Here is a 21349-nt window from a genome sequence, read left to right as displayed (position 1 = left end):
CAGTCACTTATGACTGTTTTTATATGCTTCAAAAGCACGTGCAACTTTACTTGGACAATTGTGTTGATAGTGTAAATGATAAGGCTCAATGATTTTTAAAAATTGTGAGAATCCTTGGGTTTCATCATTGACTTCAAATTCTAGTTCATAATCATGTTGATCTAAATAAGTATTTTCATCTAAAGATAAAACACCTTCAGGTAATTGAATATCATAGCGATGGGTTGTTAATGAAAAGGGATGTTGTAATTCATTGATCTTAATGCCATCATTTTCTAAAATATCCGTGATTTCGTTTTTTAAACGATATTGCAAAAATAAATTTTTTTCTGTTTCTGTTAAAGACAGATTGGTTTCTAAACGATGATTTTGATAAGGTCTTTTTAAAGTGAGTTCGTACTGATTGTTTTTGGTACGAATACGTAACATATATTTTTTTTGAGATAAAATAGGATGAGTGAAATAATCGTTGATTTGGATATAATCTTTTGTTATTTTATTTTGATAATCATGAAGAATTTGATGGAAGATATCTTGAGTTAAAAGAATTTTATATTCTATTTCTAATTGTTGCATTGAAATCACCTCACCTTATTTTATCTTGTATTGCATTCTATTGCAATTTTTATATAATATAAATCATAGGTGGTGAAGTTATGAAAACATATGCAATTGTATGTAAACAAGATCAGGAATCTATCACACTCAGTGAAAAATTAAAAGAACAGTTAAATACGTTTTTAACATATAATGAAAAAGAACCAGATATCGTGATTAGCGTAGGTGGCGATGGAACAATGCTTTATAGTGTGCATAAATATATAGATGCGATTGATCGTGTTGCTTTCATTGGAATTCATACAGGAACGCTGGGATTTTTAACTGATTATCAGCGTGATGAATATCTACAGCTTGTTTTGGATATTCAAAATGGACAACATCGTATTTATGAACGTCATTTGTTGGAAGTGTCTTGCTTAGAAGGAACATATTTTGCTTTAAATGAAGTGAGAATTGAAAATAATCGTCGTTCTCAGGTTATGGATGTTTATATTAATGATGAATATTTTGAAACTTTTAGGGGAAATGGTCTATGTGTATCAACCCCAGTAGGATCAACAGCCTATAATAAATCTTTAGGAGGCGCTGTTATTAATACTTGTACAGGATTGATGCAGTTAAGTGAAATTGCAGGTATTCACCATAATGCTTATCGCTCACTAGGCTCTTCTTTGATTCTTGATCAATCGCATACAATTCGTTTTCAGTCACAAAGTTATCAGGGGGCTATTCTTGGCGTTGATCATCTGGTTATTGATTTAAAAGATAAGGATTGTATCTGTGTCAAAATGTCTTCCAAAAAAGCACGTTTTTTACAATATAGAAATGTGTCTTTTACACAGCGTTTAAAAAGGGCATATCTGAATTCATGAAACAATATTGGATTATAGATGAACCTTGTGTTATTGGTGAGTTTCTTTTACGTCATGGAATCAGTCAAAAAGCAATCAAAGCTATTAAAATGAAGGGAGAAATTCTGGTAGATGGAAAACATCAGACAGTTCGATATCTATTGCAGGTTGGGGAAACCTTAACCATTATTTATCCACCAGAAGACAATCATATGGTACCAGTTGAAATACCATTAAAGATTGTCTATGAAGATGATTATTTATTGGTTGTTGATAAGCCTAAGGGATTGCCTTCGATTCCAACTCATCAGCATCCCTATTATACTTTAGCGAATGCTTTAACTTTTTATTATCAGCAAATTCATTTGAATTCAACTATTCATCTTGTTAATCGTTTAGATAAAGATACCAGCGGATTAATGATTGTTGCAAAATATCGTTATATTCATGATAAAATCATGAAAGATCTCCAGCATATTGATAGACGTTATCGTGCTCATGTTAAAGGGATAGTCAAAGCGGGTGGAACCATTCGTTTGCCTATTTATAAAGAAGAATTCCAAATGAAACGTATAATTGATAAACGTGGGAAAGAATCTTGTACGCACTATACTGTCAAAGCTATAAAACATGATAGAACCCTATTAGAAATGAAACTTGAAACAGGAAGAACACATCAGATTAGAGTTCATATGGCTGCTATTAATCATCCTTTGATTGGTGATAGTCTATATGGTGATGGTCAGGGCAATTTTGATTTAGATAGTTATATGGTTGGATTTGTACATCCAGTTACAAAACAAAAGATTGTTATAACAAAAAAACAGGTCTGTTATTGAATCACAGATCTGTTTTTCATAATATTATTTTGAGTGTTGATATCAATAAATAATGCAACTGCAATCATGTAAGATAAAAGTGAAGACCCACCATAAGAAATAAATGGCAATGTAATACCTGTAATAGGTAATAGACCTAAAATCATACCCATATTCCATATCTGCTGAAACAACAGCATGCCAATGATACCAATGGTCATGAACTTATCTTGCTGATTGGTAGAATCAAGACCAATCTTTAAAATGATGATATCAAAAGCAACAATAGCCCCAACGGTAATCAAACCACCAACAAAACCATAATTTGTTAAAATAACAGCAAAGATAAAATCAGTCTGCGCTTCTGGGAAGACTTTAATGACAGATTGGAAACCATGTCCAAACCATCCGGCACTTCCATAAGAAAGTAAAGAATTAAACAATTGATATCCTTCTTTGTTGTATGTGCCTTCAGGATCAAGCCATCCATAAAAACGATCAACTTGATGGGAACTTAAAAACTTTTCAAAAATCTCAGGTTGATAAACAAAGAGATAGGCTCCTATTAACAATATAATACCAATCAAGCCAAAACCAAAAATGAACCATTGCTTTCTAAGACCACTGGAAAAAATAACAAAAGCAGCACCAACTAATAAAATTAAAACAACACCCGTATCATTTTGAAGTAAAACAAGTAAAGCAGGGGGAATGACGACTTTCATACATTTCCAGATATATTTGATTTCTGTTTCTGTCGTATGAATGAGATAATAATCATTGTGTTCTTTTGTGATTCTCGCTAAGGCGATAACGATAGCAATTTTCATGAATTCTGATGGTTGTATACTTAAAAAAGGAAAGTTAAACCATGAGGTTGCACCCCCAGCCGTATTGACCAGAGGAATAATATGATGACCAGGCCATAATCTTGTATAAATAAAATGCTCGATAGCCAAAATAATTAAGAGAACCATCAATATCCAATAGATAATCCAGATTTTATCATAAATCTGATCTTTCCCTATTTTATATATAATAAAAACCATAACTGCAGAAATTATATAAAAAGCGCCTTGTTTTAACCATAATGTTTCAGGATTTCCAACTTTATTAGAAATCATAGGCGTAGCACTTAAAATAGCAAAACAGCTAATCAATGCCAGAATACAAATGATACAAATCAATGGTTGTTCACGACAGAGTTTTTTGATTTGTTCCATGACATTGCTCCTTTCTTTTTTTATCTTCTTATAGTATACTATAAAAAAGAAATACTTCAATTAAAAAAGGATGTGAAAATATGGATGTTGAATATATTTTTGTTGTGATTGCGATTATTTTGGCTTTGATTTTACTTTATTTTGGATTTATTCATTTTATTAAGAATAAACGTTTAGATCAGGAAATGAAATCAACATTACCGATTGAAGAATTATTACAAGCCCTTGGTGGGAAAAACAATATTAAAGAAGTACGCAGCAGTGCTTCTAAAGTTACAGTTGTATTGGATAATCAACAGCTTGTCGATATTGAAAAAATCAGATCTTTAGGAGCAAGTGGAATTGTTGAAGGAAAAGACAGTTTATCAATGATTTTTGGGAGACAGTCAGAAAATATAGAAGCTGATATGAAGAGATATATAGGATAACCTGTATATCTTTTTTTTGTAAAGATTTTGTAAAAAAATCAATTTTTGAAGCATATAAATAGCATTAAAAAAAAGAATCTGTTATATTGAAGTTGTCAAGTTCCAGCGACTCATTTTATGGCAGAAAATTGCGAAAAAAAACAAGTTATTTTATTGTTTCAATAGTATATTAGTGCTATAATGAATGAGAAATAAACAAACAGGGGGTTTAGAAAATGACATTTAAAGAAAAATGGAATGATGCTTGGGATGGTTTCCAAGCAGGGAAATGGAACAAGGAAGTGAATTTAAGAGATTTCATTCAATTAAACTACACACCATATGATGGTGATGATTCTTTCTTGGCTGGTCCTACTCAAAACACAAAAGATTTATGGGCACAAGTTATGGATTTAACTAAGCAAGAAAGAGAAGCTGGTGGAGTTTTAGATATGGATACAAAAGTTGTATCAACATTAACTTCACATGATGCTGGTTATTTAGACAGATCTAAAGAAAAAATTGTTGGTGTTCAAACTGATAAACCTTTCAAAAGATCTTTACAACCATTTGGTGGTATCCGTATTGCGGAACAAGCTTGTGAAACAAATGGATATAAAGTAGATCCAGAAGTTTCTTATATTTTCAGAGAATATAGAAAAACACATAACCAAGGTGTATTTGATGTTTATACACCAGAAATCAGAGCTTGTCGTTCAGCACATATTATCACTGGTTTACCAGATGGATATGGTCGTGGACGTATTATTGGTGACTATCGTAGAGTTGCTTTATATGGTGTAGATAAATTAATTGAAGATAAGAAAAATCAATTTGCGACAACTGAAAAGAGAATGACTTCTAAAGTTATTCAATTACGTGAAGAATTAAGTGAACAAATTAGAGCTTTAGGTGAATTGAAAGAAATGGCTGCAAAATATGGTTTTGATATTTCTAAACCAGCAACAAACTGCCAAGAAGCTATTCAATGGTTATACTTTGGATATTTAGGTGCAGTTAAAGAACAAAATGGTGCAGCAATGTCTTTAGGACGTACTTCTACATTTATTGATATTTATGTAGAAAGAGATTTAAAGAAAGGATTATTCACTGAAGAACAAATCCAAGAATTTATTGATCATTTCATTATGAAATTAAGAATTGTTAAATTCGCAAGAACTCCAGAATATAACTCAATTTTCGCAGGAGATCCAACTTGGGTAACTGAATCAATCGGTGGTGTTGGTGTTGACGGACGTCATATGGTTACTAAGACTTCATTTAGATATTTACATACATTATCTAACTTAGGAACTGCACCAGAACCAAATATGACAGTTTTATGGTCAACTCGTTTACCAGAAAACTTCAAAGCATTCTGTGCAAAAACTTCAATTGAAACTTCATCAATTCAATATGAAAACGATGACTTAATGAGAGTAACTCATGGTGACGACTATGCAATTGCATGTTGTGTATCTTCAATGAGAGTTGGAAAAGAAATGCAATTCTTTGGTGCACGTGCTAACTTAGCTAAATGTTTATTATACGCTATCAACGGTGGTGTAGATGAAAAAACTAAGAAACAAGTTGGACCAAAATATAGACCAGTTGAAGGTGATTACTTAGATTACGAAGATGTTAAAGCTAAATTTGTAGATATGATGTCTTGGTTAGCTGGTGTCTATGTTAATGCGTTAAATATCATTCATTATATGCATGATAAATATGCTTATGAAAGAATTCAAATGGCTTTACATGATAGAGAAGTAAGACGTTATTTCGCAACAGGTATTGCTGGTTTATCAGTTGTTGCTGACTCTTTATCAGCTATTAAATATGCTAAAGTTAAATGTATTAGAGATGAAGATGGCGTTGTTGTTGATTACGAAGTAGAAGGAGATTTCCCTAAATATGGTAACGATGATGACAGAGTTGATGAAATTGCAACTTGGTTAGTTGAAACTTTCATGGCAATGGTACGTTCTCATCATACTTATAGAAATTCTTATCCTACAACTTCAATCTTAACAATTACTTCTAACGTTGTATATGGTAAAGCTACAGGTAATACTCCTGATGGTAGAAAAGCTGGTCAACCATTTGCTCCAGGTGCTAACCCAATGCATGGTAGAGATTCTCATGGTGCTATTTCTTCATTATCATCAGTTGCTAAATTACCATTCAAAGATGCACAAGATGGTATTTCAAATACATTTACTGTCATCCCTGGTGCTTTAGGAAAAGACGACCAAGTTTTCGCTGGTGACTTAGATATCGAATCAATTAAAAACGGAAATCTTGATTAATAGAAAGAAGTGAAAACATGGCCACTCAAAAAGAAATTGATGAACTAGTCAAAATGTTAGATGGTCGCATGAGCTCTGGTTCAGGACATGTTAATGTTAAAGTGAATGAAGATGCTCATATTGAAATGGAAGAAGTCACTGTTGTGTCAAAGATGGATTGTGATAGTGGTGATACTGCTTGTAAAATTCCAAATTTACCAATGGATGACGATGATGAATTTTAAAGGAGGAGAAAATCATGGCTGCAAGTGAACAACAAGTTGAAAATTTAGTTGGAATGTTAGATGCATATGCTTCAAAAGGAGGACATCATTTAAATGTTAATGTTTTAAACAGAGATACATTAATTGATGCTCAAAAACATCCTGAAAAATATCCACAATTAACTATTCGTGTTTCTGGATATGCTGTTAACTTTGTTAAATTAACAAAAGAACAACAAGATGATGTTATTTCTCGTACATTCCACGAAGCAATGTAATGAGGATGAAAAAGGTGCTGAGTTAAGCACCTTTTTTGATGTTATAAAAGAACGAATGAGACTTATTTTTAGTGGGATTTTTGAATTGTCTCAATAAAACAAAAGTTATATATCATTAATGAGAGAGTCGTTTATCGTAATTAGCTGATTCTTATATATACAAAATATAGAAAATCAAACTGATCGTTTGCTTTAATGAAGTTCAAGAAAGAAGTGATGGGATGAAAAATAATAAATTAATACAATTATTTGTATCTACACTTTATTTAAGTGCCTTTACTTTTGGTGGAGGATATGTCATTGTGACATTGATGAAAAAGAAGTTTGTGGATACACTTCATTGGATTGATCAAGATGAAATGTTAGATTTAGTGGCTATAGCACAATCATCACCAGGGGCTATTGCGGTGAATGGAGCCATTGTTGTTGGATATAAAATAGCAGGTATACCAGGATTACTGGTTTCTATATTAGGAACAGTTATTCCTCCCTTTATCATTATATCTGCCATTTCTGTGTTTTATGAAATATTTCAATCGAATATTTATGTTAAATTGGTATTAGATGGAATGCAGGCAGGTGTAGGTGCAGTGATTTGTTCTGTTGTTTATGATATGTCAAAAGATGTTATCAAAACAAGGAACTGGATGAACAATGCTATTATGATGATTGCATTTGTTGTCACATGTTTCTTTAATGTCAATGTGATTTATGTGATATTGATTTGTATTGCTATAGGGATTGTCAGAACGTTTTATCATAAAGGAAGTGATCATGTATGATTTTGCTGGAACTTTTTTTGAGCTTTTTACAGGTGGGATTGTTTAGTTTTGGTGGTGGATATGCAGCCTTGCCATTGATTCAAAATCAGGTGGTGACATTACATCATTGGTTATCACTGAGTGAGTTTACTGATTTGGTCACAATTTCTCAAATGACACCTGGTCCTATTGCGATTAATTCTGCTACATTTGTTGGTCAAAAAATTGCTGGTATATGGGGAGCTATATTTGCAACCATTGGATGTATACTCCCATCATGCATCATTGTTTCTTTGTTAGCTTATTTCTATTTAAAATATAGAAAATTATCTATGTTACAAGGTATATTAGAAACGTTAAGACCAGCTGTTGTTGCGATGATTGCAACTGCTGGTGTGTCTATATTAGTCAGTGCTTTTTTTGGAGAAAATACAGTCCATACTTTATCATCTATGCGCATTGATATGATGATTATATTTGCAATTGGAATGATTTTATTACAGTATAAAAAGATGGATCCTATATATGTGATGATATTATGTGGTATGATGAAACTGATTGAATATTTGATATTGTAAAGAAAATTTTATCTTTAAGTGGACTAAAAAATGTTTTGAAGTCTTCCTTATGAAAAGGAAATGATTGATTATGAAACAATGAGGAATTTAATAGGTGGTATGATTACTTATGTTTCATATGTATGGTTTTAAAGATTATAAGTTTGAAATAATTGTTGATAATGAGTTTTTACTAAAAAGATTTTCTATCACATTTAATGTATTAGATTGGGAAAGTAATGCATTCCAAAATCCTTTAGTTGGCTCTGCCATTATCGTAAAATATGATAGCGAAGATAATACCTAAGTATTAACAAGGCTAGAAATCTTATATGTCATGATATTCTGTGTTGATCGTTTCGAAAATAATTTCTTTGTTTTATTAGATAACCAACATATTGATAGAATCAATGAGATGCTATCTATTCTGTTTGGAAATAATGGGTAGGTCATTTGACCTACCCTTATAAATATAATATATGGATAAGAATGTTTTAAATTTGGTATATAAATGGTATAATTAAAAAAAGGAGTGATTGTAATGGATTTAAATCAAAAAATAGATATAAAAGATTTTCCAAGTTTAAATGACGTTTGCATAGTTCCAAAGAATATTTTAAATGAATTAATCGATTATTATAAATCTAATGAATATATAAAAAAGCATGTAAAAGAGGCAGAAGAAATTGTATTAGATAAGAGAAAAAGTTATACTCATGAAGAAATGATTGCTATATTAAAAAAAGAAGGATTATAGTATGTATAATATCAAATATAATGAAAGTATATTTATATTTGCTCAGGAAAATCATATAGTTATATCTGATATATTGGAACATATAAAAGACAATATCGAAAAATTTCCATATATGTATCCACTATATAATCGTCATGGAGTTAGTAATAAAAATTGTAGAGTTGTAAAAATACCAAATAGAAATTTAGAAATACTATATATTATTTTTGAAGATAATAAGATTGTTGTTATTGAAGATATTGCTTATTTAAACTCATCAGTAAAATTGAAATAATATTTAATCCTATTTAATAGAATTAAATATTATTTTTTTAACTGATAATGATGAGTATATTATTTACATGTTTAAAAGTAGTTATATTATCATTGTTTAAGTTAACAAATTTTATTCTACGCTTACGATAATGTTACATTTTGTTACTTTTTGTTTGAAAAATAAAACATATGAAATGATATTTTATAGAAAATATGTTAAAATAATAAAGAAAGTTGGTGAGATAATGAAAGGATATATTCATTCTTTAGAAAGTTGTGGAACTGTTGATGGTCCTGGAATCCGTTTTGTAGTCTTTTTTCAAGGTTGTCCAATGCGTTGTTTATACTGTCATAACCCTGATACATGGAAACCAAATACGGGAACACAGATGACAGTTGATGAAATTCTCAAAGAATTTAATACAAAGAAAGAGTTTTATAAAAATGGAGGAATCACTTGTACAGGTGGAGAGCCAATGATGCAATTAGATTTCTTGATAGAATTATTTGAAAGATGTCGTGAAGAAAATATTCACACATGTCTAGATACGTCAGGGATTACTTTTCATGAAAATCCTGAATATTTAAAGAAATTAGATCGTTTGTTAGCTTCAACAAATTTAATTATGTTAGATATTAAACATATTGATCCTGAAGAACACAAAAAGTTAACTGCACAACCTAATGATATGATATTAAAATTTGCTAAATATGTAGATGATAAGGGTATTGATTTATGGATTAGACATGTTGTTGTGCCAACAATTACACAAAATGATGAATATTTATATCGTTTAGGTCAATTTATCGCAACCCTTAAACATGTCAAAGCTCTAGATGTTTTACCATATCATACTATGGGTGTTGCTAAATATAAGAACTTAGGTATTGATTATCCATTGGAAGGTATTCCACCATTAGATAAAAAAGACGCCGTCACAGCAAGAGAAGTTGTTTTAAAAGGTATGAAAGATGCACTCAATCATAAATAGACACCCATGTGTCTATTTATTTTTAAAGGAGAATATTCATGACTATACAGGAATTACAGAAACAATTAGATGAAATGTATGCCAATAATGAATTGGATGAAGCTTATGCTTTTTTAGTTGAACAAGTCAATCTTGCTGTTCAAAGACAGGATAATGCAACAATTTTGTTTTTGCTTAATGAAATGATAGGTTACTTTCGTGTTACTTCACAGTTTCAATCTGGGAATCAGATTGCTTTACAGATATTTAAAATTCTTGACATGTGTGGACTTGAAGAAACGATTGATGGTGCTACATCATATATCAATATAGCCACTTTTTATCGTGTACAGGGAAAATATCAGGAAGCTTTATCGCTTTATCAAAAGACAGAAAAGATTTATCATCATGAATTAGAACCACAGGATGAACTTTATAGTGCTTTTTATAATAATTTAAGCCTGTTATATCAGGAAATGGGTGATTATCAGCAAGCTATTGACATGCAAAAGAAAGCATTGGCGATAGTTGAACAACTGGATGATTATAGAATTGAAGAAGCTATTACTTATACAAATCTTTCACAAATGTATTTAAGTATCAATCAAAATGATAAAGCTCAAAAATGTTTACATCAGGCGATCTCTCTTTTTCAACAATATGGACCTCATGATCCACACTACTTTGCTTCATTAGCGACGCTAGCACAAAGCCATTATATGCAAAAAGATTATGTAAAAGCTTTAGATATTTATCATCGTGTCTTACATTTCATAGAGAGTGTCTATGGACAAAATAAAGATTATCAGACAATTCAAAAGAATATCGACAGAATTCAAAAAGAAACGGAGACAATCAAAGGTTTAGATTTGTGTGAAGCTTTTTATCAACAATATGGCAGAAACATGATAGAAGAAGAGTTTTCAGAAATTAAACCATATATGGCGGTTGGATTATTGGGAATGGGATCAGATTGTCTGGGCTATGATGATGAGATTTCTCATGACCATGATTTTGGACCTGGTTTTTGTATTTTGCTTCCTCATGATATTTATCAGCAGTATCATAAACAGATACAGGCCAGTTATCAAAAGCTACCACAAGAATTCATGGGTATTCAAAGATTAACCTCAGCTCATGGAAATGGAAGAGTCGGTGTTTTTGAAACTGAAAGCTTTTTTAAACAGTTTTTAAGACAAATACCACAAACTTTAGATGATTGGTTATATGCTGATGAAAATGCTCTTTTAGCTTGTACAAATGGACGTATTTTTGAGGACAATTATGGTCAAGTGACTCAAATCAGACAATATTTAAGTTATTATCCAGAAGATATCCGTATTAAAAAAATAGCCCGTTGTTTAGCTAAAATGGCACAATCTGGTCAATATAATTATGCCAGATGTATGCAAAGAGAAGATGAAGTTGCTGCGACGCTGGCATTGAATGAGTTTATAGATCAGACATTATCTCTTCTCTATTTACTGAATAAAAAATATAAGCCTTATTATAAATGGAGTTATTATGGATTAAAAGATTGTACATGTTTACAGGCAGTCACACCACTGCTTTTACAATTGGTTCAATTGCCATCTCAAAAGCAACATTGGCCTCAAAAGAACAATATTATTAATACTGATGATCAAAAAGTTGTGTTGATTGAAAAAATATGTCAGTTAGTCATTGGTGAACTTCATCGACAAGGCTTATCGACAAGTGATGATGATTTTTTAGACAATCACACAATGGAAGTCATGTCACATATTCAAGATGATTGTATACGCATGAAACATGTTATGGAGGGATAGAAAATGGTTGATGAAATTGTACAATTAGAATGGGATTTTTTTCAACAGGTTCATCATATTGATGGCCGTGCCAGTTGTCAGGATGATTTTGAAACATTTTATCTACAAAGAAAAAGTCAGTTTGAAGCTTTTTATCAAAATGTTCAAAAAGCTTGTCTACAAGATTTAAAACTAGCTCAACAAATAGGGAGAAATCCAGTCATGGAAAAATATGCCTATATGATGGAAAGTACGGATCCAGAATATTTTGATACGATTCGAGATCAGTTACCTGCTGTTGATCAACAAAAGAAAGACTTTATTAATGCTTTATGTGATATTGAAGTATCAATGCGTGAAGATATGAATGATCAATATCCTTATTTATTATCTCAAGCCCGTTTCACTCATTCTTTGGAAGATGAAAAAGATGATACCTCATTTGAAACTTATTTAAGAGGTGAATTAATGACTTATAGTGATGAAACATTATATTTATATGGTCAAATGGTTTTGGATATGGTTCAAAAGAATGAAAATTTAATTGAAAAAATATTAATGAATACAGTGAAAGCTTATGGCTATGCCTCTTTAGAAGATGCAAATAAATTTATAATGGATAGTGAAAAGAAATAGAAGTCAATATCAAAATGTGATAAAATAATAGTAGGGAACTAAAAAGGAGGAATATAATCATGAAAATCTTATTGTGTTGTTTGGCTGGTGTAACATCTACTTTGTTTGCTTCAAAATTAAAAGATGCTGCTTCAAGAAAGAGAGTTGACGCAACAGTTTGGTCTGCTTCAGAACATGCAGTAGAATATTCAAGTAATCTTGCTGATGTTATTCTTGTAGAACCTCAATTAAAAGGATCATATGAAAAAATCAAAGCAGACAACCCTGATAAACCAGTCATTTTAATTAGCGATGATGATTTTAAGAATTTCAATGCACAAAAGATTTTTGATATGGCATATGATGCTTGTCAAAAATAATAGGAATAATCAAGAATGAATAGCTTAGCTATCCATTCTTTTTAGATGTGTTATGAAAAAGATTATTTATTGTCTTATTTTTTGTCTTTGTCTGATGGGATGTCAATCAAAAACATTAAGTGAAAAAGAAGATTTAAAAATCATTGTCGCAAGTGATATACATTATTTTTTAAAGGATTATTATCAGGATTGTGAATGGTTTGAAGATTCCATGTTATATGGTGATGGCAAGATGGTCACTTATGGCGATGAGATTGTGGATGCTTTTGTACAGGCGGTTATCCAGGAAAAGCCTGATCTTGTTGTTTTGACAGGTGATTTAAGCTTTAATGGGGAAAAAGGCAGTCATCAGAAATTGGCTCAAAAACTAGAACAATTAAGAGAAAAGAATATTCAGGTTGCTGTTATACCAGGAAATCATGATATTGATAATATCTATACAAAAGGTTATGGTCAAGATGATTATTTTGATGTGGATAATATTAATGCTAAGGATTTTCAGGATATTTATCAAAATCTAGGTTATCATCTGGCAACTTCGAAACATGATGAATCTTTGAGTTATCGTATTGATTTGAATCCTGATTTTGCCTTGTTGATGATGGATTCGAATGCACATGAACAAACAGAAATGACGTTAGGAGCAAGTGGATTTTTTACAGATTCAACTATGCAATGGTTAGAAAAGCAGCTTCAGGATATTCAAAAAGATGGCAAAACGCCACTCGTTGCGATGCATCATAATTTAGCGATTCACAATGAATTGTTAAATAATGGATATACCATTAATGATCATGAGAAGATTGCAAAACTGTTTTCTCAATATCATGTTCCATTTGTATTAAGTGGACATATACATTGTCAAAATATTAAAACGATTCAGGGAATCTATGATATTGCGTCTTCATCATTATTGGATGCTCCACTTCAATATGGCATTATTGAATTGAATCAGGATCAAATGAACTATCATACCCAGTCATTATCAATTTCAGTCAATGCAGATGAGTATTTTGATACAGTTTCTGCAAATAAATTCGGTAAATCTTTACAGGGAATATCAGATACTCAAAAAAGAACAGCAATTCAAGATGTATTGGTGAAAGCCAATCGTTACTATTTTACTGGTAACATCAATCAATATGTAGATGAACTTCGCTCTAGCGATGGTTATCAATATTTACAAAATGAAGATTTAAGTTTTTATCAACAGTATTTAGAAAGTATGTTAAAGGAAACAGAGTCTTCACAGTCATTACAATTATCACTTACAATGAAGAAATAACTTTTGACTAGAAACAAGTTGTGATAAAATAAAAGAAGATAATAAGGAGGAAGAAAAATGAGATTAGGTGCAATTGAAGCCGGTGGAACAAAGTTTGTTGTTGCGATTGGAGATGAAAATGGAAATGTTTTAGAAAGAGATTCTTTTCCAACAACAACACCACAAGAAACAGTTGAAAATATTTTTAAATTTTTTGATGGAAAGGACATTGAAGCTTTAGGATTAGGATGTTTTGGACCTATTGATCCTGACTTAAAGAGTCCAACATATGGATATATTACAACAACACCTAAACCAGGATGGACAAACTATAATATTGTAGGAGCTTTACAGGAACATTACCCTAATTTGCCAATTGGTTTTGATACAGATGTGAATGGTGCAGCACTTGGTGAAGCATACTTTGGTGCAGCCAAAGGATTAGATAGTGCTTTATATTTAACAATTGGAACAGGAATTGGTGGAGGAGCCATTGTGGAAGGAAACCTTGTTCATGGTTTACTACATCCAGAAATGGGACACATGATTCTAGAACAAAGAGAAGACGATACTTATAAAGGAAAATGTCCATATCATGGAACTTGCTTTGAAGGTTTAGCAGCAGGACCAGCCATTGAAGAAAGATGGGGAATAAAGGGAAGTGAATTACCTGAAGATCACCCTGCATGGGATTTAGAAGCATGGTATATTGCTCAGGCATTAGCGATTTATGTTTTAACAATTTCACCAAAGAAGATTATTTTAGGTGGAGGAGTTATGCATCAAAAACAATTATTCCCAATGATTCATAAATATCTTCAAGAAAGATTAAATGGTTATGTTCAAAAAGATGAAATTACAACAGATGCTATTCAGGATTATGTTGTATATCCAGGATTAGGAGATAATGCAGGTGTTTGTGGTGCATTAGCACTTGCAAAAATGGCTAACGAAAGATAAGGGAGTTCATCCCTTTTTCTTGTTTTTAAGACTTGACAGCATATTTTTCCAGTTATAAAGTATAGAATAAGAAAATGGAGGAAATCAAATGAGTAAAAAATTATATAGATCAAAACGCGATGTCATGGTATGTGGTGTCTGTGGTGGAATTGCTGAATATTTTGACATTGATCCTACAATTGTCAGATTAATTGCAGTTGCGCTTATTTTAAGTTGGGGTACAGGTCTATTTGCTTATTTAATAGGTGCTGTTATTATCCCTAAAAATCCATATCAATAATAGGATTGATTTCACTTTTAACAATAAGGTATTCTATCTTATTGTTTTTTATTTGATAAAAAAAGATATCCTCAAGGATATCTATAAAAATAATATATCAGATTTGTTTTGACTTTATGATTTTTTATGAAAAGAAAACTGTGTGGGAATACATTTTCCACGAGGGTTATCCAGATGATATTGTTGTGCCCATTTTTTAAAATGACGATCTAAATATTTGGTACGTGCATAGTTATCTGGCATATCTGTATATAATTGAAGAATATGCAAAGGATCATTGATTGGAATAGGAAAAGATGAAACTGTCTTGAAAAATGAAAGAAGGGTATCATGATTCATGATTTGAAAAGCATATTCTTCTTTGGGTGTGATGATATTGATATCCACATAGTAATTCATATAGATGCTTAAAATGTTTAACATTTGCATCATAGAGCACATGGAAATATTGATTTCCTGGATATCCTGAAATGCAATGGAATAGTCTTGAAAATATATGTGACTATGATCCCAAAGTAATAATTCATAAGCACTTTTGATATCATCGTCTTGAGTGAGTTGTACCTGATAACGTGTTGTCATAATGATTCTCCTTGATAATTGAAATGATGTGGAATGATGACACATAAGGATTGTTTTTTAACACTGACATGAATTGGAAAGGTTGTTCCTTTTTCTCCATCAACATCGTATATAATATCCTTATCACATTCAATAGTTAATTCTTTAGCTTGTACATAAGTAATAAAAGGACTCTTTTCATGACTGTTTAATTTATAATCTTTAAATAAAGAAATTAAATCTGTAGTAGAACAATTTTTAATAATTAATAAATCTAATTGACCATCTTGAACATTCGCATGAGGTGTAATGTCTTTAAAGCCACCTACCTGTGAAGTGTTTGTAATAATAAACAGTTTGGCATCTTCTTCAAAAGTTTGATCATCAGCAGTGATTTTTAAATGCAATGAAGTGTGCAGTTGGGTAGGTAATTGTCTTATACCACTGATATAATAAGCTAAAGGACCAAATCTTTCTTTATCAGCTTTTGAAACTTGAAAACTAATATCACTAAACATGCCTCCAGCAATCACATTTGCAAAATAATGTTCATTCACTTTTCCAATATCTACTTTCATTGTCTGAAAATCTTCAATCATTTGAATAAAATCATCAGTATCATGAGGTAAATGTAAATGGTTGGCAAAGTCATTCACTGTTCCTCCTGGTAATATCGCAAGAGGAGTCTGTAAATGGTTTTCAATAAAACCATTAATGATTTCATTGACTGTGCCATCACCACCAACACTGACCACAAAATCATAATCATCATCTTTTAATTTTAAACAATATTGATAAGCATCATCTTTCTTTTCCGTATAGAAGACATCAATTGTAGAAACCAGCGTTTTTAAAATCATTTGACCAATGATCTGATCCAGTTTTTTTTGAATTGTCTTTGTGCCGGCACTGGGGTTAATGATAAATAAACATTTCATAATGAACACTCCTTATTTTTATTTTACCATTAATCAAAAAGAAGATAAACCTAAAATGGAATATCTTCTTTCGCATAGACATTATTACGGATTAGTCTTAATAAAAGTTCAACACCTTTTTTCATCATATGAATAGAAACAAATTCATAAGGACCATGACAATAGAAGCCACCTGTTCCAAGGTTAGGACAAGGAAGTCCTGAAAATGAAAGACGGGCACCATCTGTTCCACCACGAATAGGTGTAATACGAGGCTGTAAGCCAATATCCTGCATAGCAATTTCAACCTGTTCTACAATATGAGGATGATCTTTGATAACATCTTTCATATTGAGATATTGTTCATGCATCGTGATATGAATAGCTTCATAGCCATAAAAACTATTCAAATAAGCTTGGATACGCGAAAAATCATTAAGCTGTTGTTTCAGTTTTAAATAATCATGGTTACGTACAATATATTCTAATCGTGTCTGTTCACAATTTCCCTGCATATGTGTTAAATGATGGAATCCTTCATATCCTTCAGTGAATTGAGGTTTTTGCCCAGATGGCAACATGTGATGAAATTCCATAGCCACTTCCTGTGAATTCACCATTTTGTCTTTGGCACTGCCAGGGTGAATGCTTTTTCCAATGATTTCAACAAGTACCTGATAGGCATTGAAGTTTTCAAAGTGAAATTCATTAATATCGCCACCATCAATTGTATAGGCATAGTCAGCCTGAAAAATATCAAGATCAAAATGTTCAGTGCCACGTCCGACTTCTTCATCAGGAGTAAAGGCAATCATAATATCATTATGTTTAAATTCAGGATGTTTATACATATATTCCGCCATACTCATAATAATCGCAATTCCAGCTTTATCATCACCACCTAAAAGTGTTGTTCCATCAGTTGTAATCAGATCATGTCCAATCACTTTATTTAAATCAGGGAATTCTCTTGGGGATAATAAACGGTCATTTTGAAAAGGAATGTCTTGTCCTTTGTAATGACGAATGATTTGGGGATGAATGTGTTCACCACTGGCATCAGGGGAAGTATCCATATGGGCAATAAAGCCTATAACATCACCTTGATGATCATTGTTAGATGGAATCTTTCCATAAACAACACCATATTCACTCATTTCTACATCAACCAATCCTAAAATACGCATTTCTTCTATTAAAAATTGAGCAAATTCTTTTTGATTGGCAGAAGAAGGTGAAGTGGTTGAATATGGATCAGATTGTGTTGGGAAACTGACATATTTTAAAAATCTGTTTTCTATTTTCATTTTTCATAACCTTCTCTCTTTATCATGATTATATCATAGGAATCATATTTTTTACTAGCCAAATGTCATGAATATGATTATAATAGGGAGCGGAGGTTAAAAAGATGGCAAAATATTATGCAGTGAAAAAAGGAAGAAAAACTGGTATTTTTTCGACATGGGAAGAATGTCAGTCAATGGTGAATGGTTTCAAGGGAGCAGTATATAAATCATTTCCTACATTCAATGAAGCTCAGGCGTATTTAGATGAACAGCCTCAATCTTTTGATGGTTATGGACTGATTGCATATGTAGATGGCAGTTATAATCAAAAGACAAAAGAATATGGTTATGGCTGTATTTTAATTGAAGGCCAAAAAGTGATTTTGAAAGTCAATGGTAAAGGCAGCCATCCTGATTATGTCAGTATGCGTAATGTGGCTGGTGAAATTGCGGGTGCACATCAGGCAATCTGTTATGCGATTGAACATTGCTATTCTATGATTTGTATCTATTATGATTATGAAGGTATAGAAAAATGGGCCAATCATCAATGGCAGGCCAATCGCCCTGGAACAAAGGCTTATCAGTCATTTATTGATGCCAGTCGTCAAAAGATTGATATTCGCTTTATAAAAGTTTTGGCACATAGTGGGGACTTCTATAATGAGATGGCCGATCAGTTGGCTAAAAAAGCAGTAGGTATAGCATGAGTGAAAAAATAACTGTTTTTGATATTGAAGTTTTAAATCAGGATCCCGCGAGTTTATGTGCCATTGGTATTGTAGAAATTCAAAATCAAGAAGTCATTTCAACATATTATGCCTTAGTGAAACCTAAAAATTTAAGTTTTGATAGCTATCGCTATAAAATACATCAAATTAGACCTCAATCATTGTATAAAGAAAAAACATTTGGAGAAGTATGGAAAGACATTCATCATTATTTTGAAAATACGATTGTTGTTTCTCATGATATTCAAGGTGATATGATGAATTTAAGGGCAGCCTTGAAACAAAACCATATTCCATATCCACGACTACTTATGTCCTGTACAAATGTTTTGGCACATCTTGTTTATCCAAATCTTCAAAAATATAATCTTAAAGATCTATCTCAAATGAATGGTTTTGCATTTCAGGCTCATCATGCTTTAGAAGATGCGAAAGCTTGTGCTTATCTGTTGATTCAAATGATGGAACGTGAAGATGTAGACAGTTTATATGCTTTGCATCAGAAGTATCATTTAGAATTTGGGGAGATGAAGGAAAACTATTATCGAAATATTATGTCAGCTGAATCAGCAACGCAATTATTAGAAATGAATCAAAAAGAAGATGCTTTGTTGTATCATCAATCAATCTGTTTTACTGGTAAATTATCTATGCCTCGAGAATTATTGGAAGAAAAAACAAAAGAAGTCTGTGCCTTATCAACCAATCAGGTCAGTACCCAAACCAATTATCTGGTTATTGGTGGTAAAGGTTATCATAAAGTACGTTTTAGCAAAGACAATAAAAAAGTTCAGAAAGCTTTACAGTTAATGAAACAGGGACAAGATTTAAGAATTATTCATGAAAAAGAATATTTAAAGCTTTTAGAGGGGAGAAAAGAATGTCTATAAATATAAGAGTGGCTAAAAAAGAAGATGCTCGTGCTATTTTAGATATTTATGCTCCTTATGTTCTATCGACCAATATTACTTTTGAATATGATGTTCCTTCTTTAGAAGATATGACAAATCGTATTTGTCAAACTTTAGATTCATATCCTTATTTAGTTGCAGAAGTTCAAGGTCAGATTGTTGGTTATGCTTATGCCTCTTCTTTTCATAGTCGAGCTGCTTATCAATGGGGGAGTGAATTATCTATTTATTTAGATCAGCATTATCATGGACAGGCGATTGGAAAAAAACTTTATCAGGTTTTATTGGCACTGTTAAAGTGCATGCATATTCAAAATGTCTATGCCTGTATTACTCATCCCAATGTCAAAAGTGAAAGATTTCATGAATCATTACAGTTTCAGTATGTGGGATGTTTTCATCGTGCGGGATATAAAGCCAAACAATGGCATGATGTCATCTGGATGGAAAAAGCTATTGGAGATCCTCGTCATGTAGAATCTTTTATTCCTTTTTCGAAGCTATCCCTTCAACAAATTGAATCATGTCTAGGTTTATGTTATGATAAATAAAATGAGGTGAAAAAAATGGATACATTAATTATCGGAAGTGGTTTTGCTGGAAGTGTTGTGGCGAGAGTTTTAGCCCAGCGTGGTGAAAAAGTCAAGATTATTGAAAAAAGAGATCATATAGGTGGAAACTGTTATGATGAATATGATGAATATGGTGTTCTGGTTCATAGATATGGACCTCATATCTTTCATACAAATAATAAAGAAGTTTATGATTTTTTATCACGTTTTACAAAATGGTATGATTACCGTCATGAAGTTGTTGGAAATGTTTATGGAAAGATTATTCCAATTCCATTTAATTTGAATACATTAATGATTGTTTTTGGTCAAGAAAAAGGTGAACGTCTTAAAAAGGAATTGATTGATGCTTATGGTGAAAATGCAAGAGTTCCTATTTTAGAATTACAGAAGAATCCATCACAGGGAATTCAGGAAGTGGCTCAATATGTTTATGAAAATATATTTTTAAAGTATACAATGAAACAATGGAATCAAAAACCTGAAGAAGTTGATCAAAGCGTCACTGCCAGAGTACCGGTTTTGATTTCTAATGATAATCGTTATTTTCAAGATCAATATCAGGGAATGCCATTAGAAGGATATACAAAGTTATTTGAAAATATGTTGAATCATGAAAACATAGAAATTGAATTAAATAAGGATGCCAAGGAAGATTTATCTTTTGATATGCAAACACATCAGGTTTATTATCAGGGACAATTGTGGCAGGGAAAAATTATTTTTACAGGTGCTATTGATGATTTCTTTGATCATTGTTTAGGAAGATTGCCATATCGTTCATTACGCTTTGAGTATGAACATTATCCTGAAGATCACTATCAAAGTCATGGTGTTGTCAATTATACCGTCAGTGAAGATTTTACACGTATTACAGAATTTAAATATTTAACAGGTCAAGAGATTTCTGGAACAACTATTGTTAAAGAATATCCAGAAATATATCGTAATGAAACTCAAGTTCCTTATTATGCTATTTTATCTCCAGAAAACTTAATGATGTATCAAAAATATGTGGATTATGTCAAACCATTTTCTCACTTTTACTTGTTAGGGCGTTTAGCACAATATAAATATTATAATATTGATGGCATTGTAGAAGAAGCTTTAAAACTTGTTAAAACATTGTAG

General features: G+C 31.6%; 27 protein-coding genes. 22 read left to right on the top strand and 5 right to left on the bottom strand.

Annotation, left to right across the window (positions count from 1 at the left end; translation table 11 throughout):
- Positions 1-3 precede the first annotated feature (3 nt).
- Positions 4-576, bottom strand: a complete 573-nt coding sequence (locus ACESR5_RS05480) for a CYTH domain-containing protein (protein ID WP_087296785.1) — start codon at positions 574-576, stop codon at positions 4-6.
- Between the two features lie 80 nt (positions 577-656).
- Here ACESR5_RS05480 and ACESR5_RS05475 point away from each other — a divergent pair, with 80 nt between their 5' ends.
- Together ACESR5_RS05475 and ACESR5_RS05470 are read left to right on the top strand one after the other, a co-directional pair.
- Positions 657-1433 (top strand): NAD kinase, encoded by a 777-nt coding sequence (locus ACESR5_RS05475; protein ID WP_087245042.1) that lies wholly within the window; start codon positions 657-659, stop codon positions 1431-1433.
- On the top strand, positions 1430-2251 hold the full coding sequence (locus ACESR5_RS05470; RefSeq protein WP_373154593.1) for an RluA family pseudouridine synthase: 822 nt from the start codon (positions 1430-1432) through the stop codon (positions 2249-2251). The genes ACESR5_RS05475 and ACESR5_RS05470 overlap by 4 nt, the downstream gene beginning before the upstream one ends.
- Here the strand turns inward: ACESR5_RS05470 and ACESR5_RS05465 are convergent.
- Positions 2245-3453: an FtsW/RodA/SpoVE family cell cycle protein gene (locus ACESR5_RS05465; protein ID WP_191492406.1), complete on the bottom strand. Its 1209-nt coding sequence runs from the start codon at positions 3451-3453 to the stop codon at positions 2245-2247. The two genes, ACESR5_RS05470 and ACESR5_RS05465, sit on opposite strands and share 7 nt — an antisense overlap.
- Positions 3454-3533: 80 nt before the next feature.
- Between ACESR5_RS05465 and ACESR5_RS05460 the strand changes: the two genes are divergently transcribed.
- The 16 genes from ACESR5_RS05460 (at position 3534) to ACESR5_RS05385 (ending at position 15237) form a co-directional block, all read left to right on the top strand.
- A complete protein-coding gene (locus ACESR5_RS05460) occupies positions 3534-3881 on the top strand; it encodes a PTS transporter subunit EIIB (protein ID WP_087245039.1) in 348 nt (115 codons plus the stop codon).
- Between the two features lie 215 nt (positions 3882-4096).
- Complete coding sequence (gene pflB / locus ACESR5_RS05455; protein ID WP_373154591.1) at positions 4097-6169, top strand: formate C-acetyltransferase; 2073 nt, start codon at positions 4097-4099, stop codon at positions 6167-6169.
- A gap of 17 nt (positions 6170-6186) precedes the next feature.
- Positions 6187-6393, top strand: coding sequence for a hypothetical protein (locus ACESR5_RS05450; protein ID WP_087245037.1), 207 nt, complete (start codon positions 6187-6189; stop codon positions 6391-6393).
- A 14-nt stretch (positions 6394-6407) separates the two neighbouring features.
- Complete coding sequence (grcA3, locus tag ACESR5_RS05445) at positions 6408-6650, top strand: autonomous glycyl radical cofactor GrcA3 (protein ID WP_087296781.1); 243 nt, start codon at positions 6408-6410, stop codon at positions 6648-6650.
- Between the two features lie 221 nt (positions 6651-6871).
- Positions 6872-7432 (top strand): chromate transporter, encoded by a 561-nt coding sequence (locus tag ACESR5_RS05440; protein WP_373154589.1) that lies wholly within the window; start codon positions 6872-6874, stop codon positions 7430-7432.
- A complete protein-coding gene (locus ACESR5_RS05435) occupies positions 7429-7989 on the top strand; it encodes a chromate transporter (protein WP_087304476.1) in 561 nt (186 codons plus the stop codon). The genes ACESR5_RS05440 and ACESR5_RS05435 overlap by 4 nt, the downstream gene beginning before the upstream one ends.
- A 109-nt stretch (positions 7990-8098) precedes the next feature.
- Positions 8099-8275: a hypothetical protein gene (locus ACESR5_RS05430; RefSeq protein ID WP_373154587.1), complete on the top strand. Its 177-nt coding sequence runs from the start codon at positions 8099-8101 to the stop codon at positions 8273-8275.
- A gap of 234 nt (positions 8276-8509) precedes the next feature.
- Entirely contained in the window at positions 8510-8725 is a 216-nt protein-coding gene (locus ACESR5_RS05425) for a hypothetical protein (RefSeq protein ID WP_087245033.1), read from the top strand.
- A 1-nt stretch (position 8726) separates the two neighbouring features.
- Complete coding sequence (locus ACESR5_RS05420) at positions 8727-8999, top strand: hypothetical protein (protein ID WP_087245032.1); 273 nt, start codon at positions 8727-8729, stop codon at positions 8997-8999.
- Positions 9000-9225: 226 nt separating this feature from the next.
- A complete protein-coding gene (gene pflA / locus ACESR5_RS05415; RefSeq protein ID WP_191492403.1) occupies positions 9226-9972 on the top strand; it encodes a pyruvate formate-lyase-activating protein in 747 nt (248 codons plus the stop codon).
- 38 nt (positions 9973-10010) lie between these two features.
- Positions 10011-11759, top strand: coding sequence for a DUF4037 domain-containing protein (locus tag ACESR5_RS05410; RefSeq protein ID WP_373154585.1), 1749 nt, complete (start codon positions 10011-10013; stop codon positions 11757-11759).
- A gap of 3 nt (positions 11760-11762) precedes the next feature.
- The gene (locus ACESR5_RS05405; protein ID WP_168080710.1) at positions 11763-12374 is read left to right on the top strand and encodes a DUF4125 family protein; all 612 of its coding nucleotides are present in this window, start codon (positions 11763-11765) and stop codon (positions 12372-12374) included.
- 59 nt (positions 12375-12433) lie between these two features.
- Positions 12434-12733, top strand: a complete 300-nt coding sequence (locus ACESR5_RS05400) for a PTS sugar transporter subunit IIB (RefSeq protein ID WP_087245029.1) — start codon at positions 12434-12436, stop codon at positions 12731-12733.
- A 52-nt stretch (positions 12734-12785) separates the two neighbouring features.
- The gene (locus tag ACESR5_RS05395; protein WP_373154583.1) at positions 12786-14018 is read left to right on the top strand and encodes a metallophosphoesterase; all 1233 of its coding nucleotides are present in this window, start codon (positions 12786-12788) and stop codon (positions 14016-14018) included.
- A gap of 57 nt (positions 14019-14075) precedes the next feature.
- Positions 14076-14957: an ROK family protein gene (locus ACESR5_RS05390; RefSeq protein ID WP_087935503.1), complete on the top strand. Its 882-nt coding sequence runs from the start codon at positions 14076-14078 to the stop codon at positions 14955-14957.
- Positions 14958-15045: 88 nt separating this feature from the next.
- Entirely contained in the window at positions 15046-15237 is a 192-nt protein-coding gene (locus ACESR5_RS05385; RefSeq protein WP_087304472.1) for a PspC domain-containing protein, read from the top strand.
- Positions 15238-15351: 114 nt separating this feature from the next.
- Here the strand turns inward: ACESR5_RS05385 and ACESR5_RS05380 are convergent, their stop codons facing one another.
- The 3 genes from ACESR5_RS05380 to pepT are packed head-to-tail and all read right to left on the bottom strand — an operon-like array spanning position 15352 to position 18022.
- Positions 15352-15819 carry a hypothetical protein gene (locus ACESR5_RS05380; RefSeq protein ID WP_373154582.1) on the bottom strand — a complete coding sequence of 156 codons (468 nt, stop codon included), beginning with the start codon at positions 15817-15819 and terminating at the stop codon, positions 15352-15354.
- The gene (locus ACESR5_RS05375; protein ID WP_373154580.1) at positions 15816-16736 is read right to left on the bottom strand and encodes a diacylglycerol kinase family protein; all 921 of its coding nucleotides are present in this window, start codon (positions 16734-16736) and stop codon (positions 15816-15818) included. Before ACESR5_RS05375 ends, ACESR5_RS05380 begins: the two co-directional genes overlap by 4 nt.
- 50 nt (positions 16737-16786) lie before the next feature.
- Positions 16787-18022 carry a peptidase T gene (gene pepT, locus ACESR5_RS05370; protein WP_087245023.1) on the bottom strand — a complete coding sequence of 412 codons (1236 nt, stop codon included), beginning with the start codon at positions 18020-18022 and terminating at the stop codon, positions 16787-16789.
- A 104-nt stretch (positions 18023-18126) separates the two neighbouring features.
- Here pepT and ACESR5_RS05365 point away from each other — a divergent pair, with 104 nt between their 5' ends.
- From ACESR5_RS05365 to glf, 4 genes are read left to right on the top strand one after another with little or no spacing between them, the layout of a single operon-like run.
- Positions 18127-18714, top strand: a complete 588-nt coding sequence (locus ACESR5_RS05365) for a viroplasmin family protein (RefSeq protein WP_373154578.1) — start codon at positions 18127-18129, stop codon at positions 18712-18714.
- Positions 18711-19625, top strand: coding sequence for an exonuclease domain-containing protein (locus tag ACESR5_RS05360; RefSeq protein WP_191492396.1), 915 nt, complete (start codon positions 18711-18713; stop codon positions 19623-19625). Before ACESR5_RS05365 ends, ACESR5_RS05360 begins: the two co-directional genes overlap by 4 nt.
- Positions 19616-20197, top strand: a complete 582-nt coding sequence (locus ACESR5_RS05355; protein WP_241147171.1) for a GNAT family N-acetyltransferase — start codon at positions 19616-19618, stop codon at positions 20195-20197. The genes ACESR5_RS05360 and ACESR5_RS05355 overlap by 10 nt, the downstream gene beginning before the upstream one ends.
- Before the next feature lie 15 nt (positions 20198-20212).
- Positions 20213-21349: a UDP-galactopyranose mutase gene (glf, locus tag ACESR5_RS05350; RefSeq protein WP_373154576.1), complete on the top strand. Its 1137-nt coding sequence runs from the start codon at positions 20213-20215 to the stop codon at positions 21347-21349.

The organism is Clostridium sp. AUH-JLR23, from assembly GCF_964238065.1.
Lineage (GTDB): Bacteria > Bacillota_I > Bacilli_A > Erysipelotrichales > Coprobacillaceae > Allocoprobacillus > Allocoprobacillus merdigallinarum.
The sequence above is the reverse complement of the archived record's forward strand: the minus strand, read 5'-3'. Positions and strand labels throughout refer to the sequence as shown.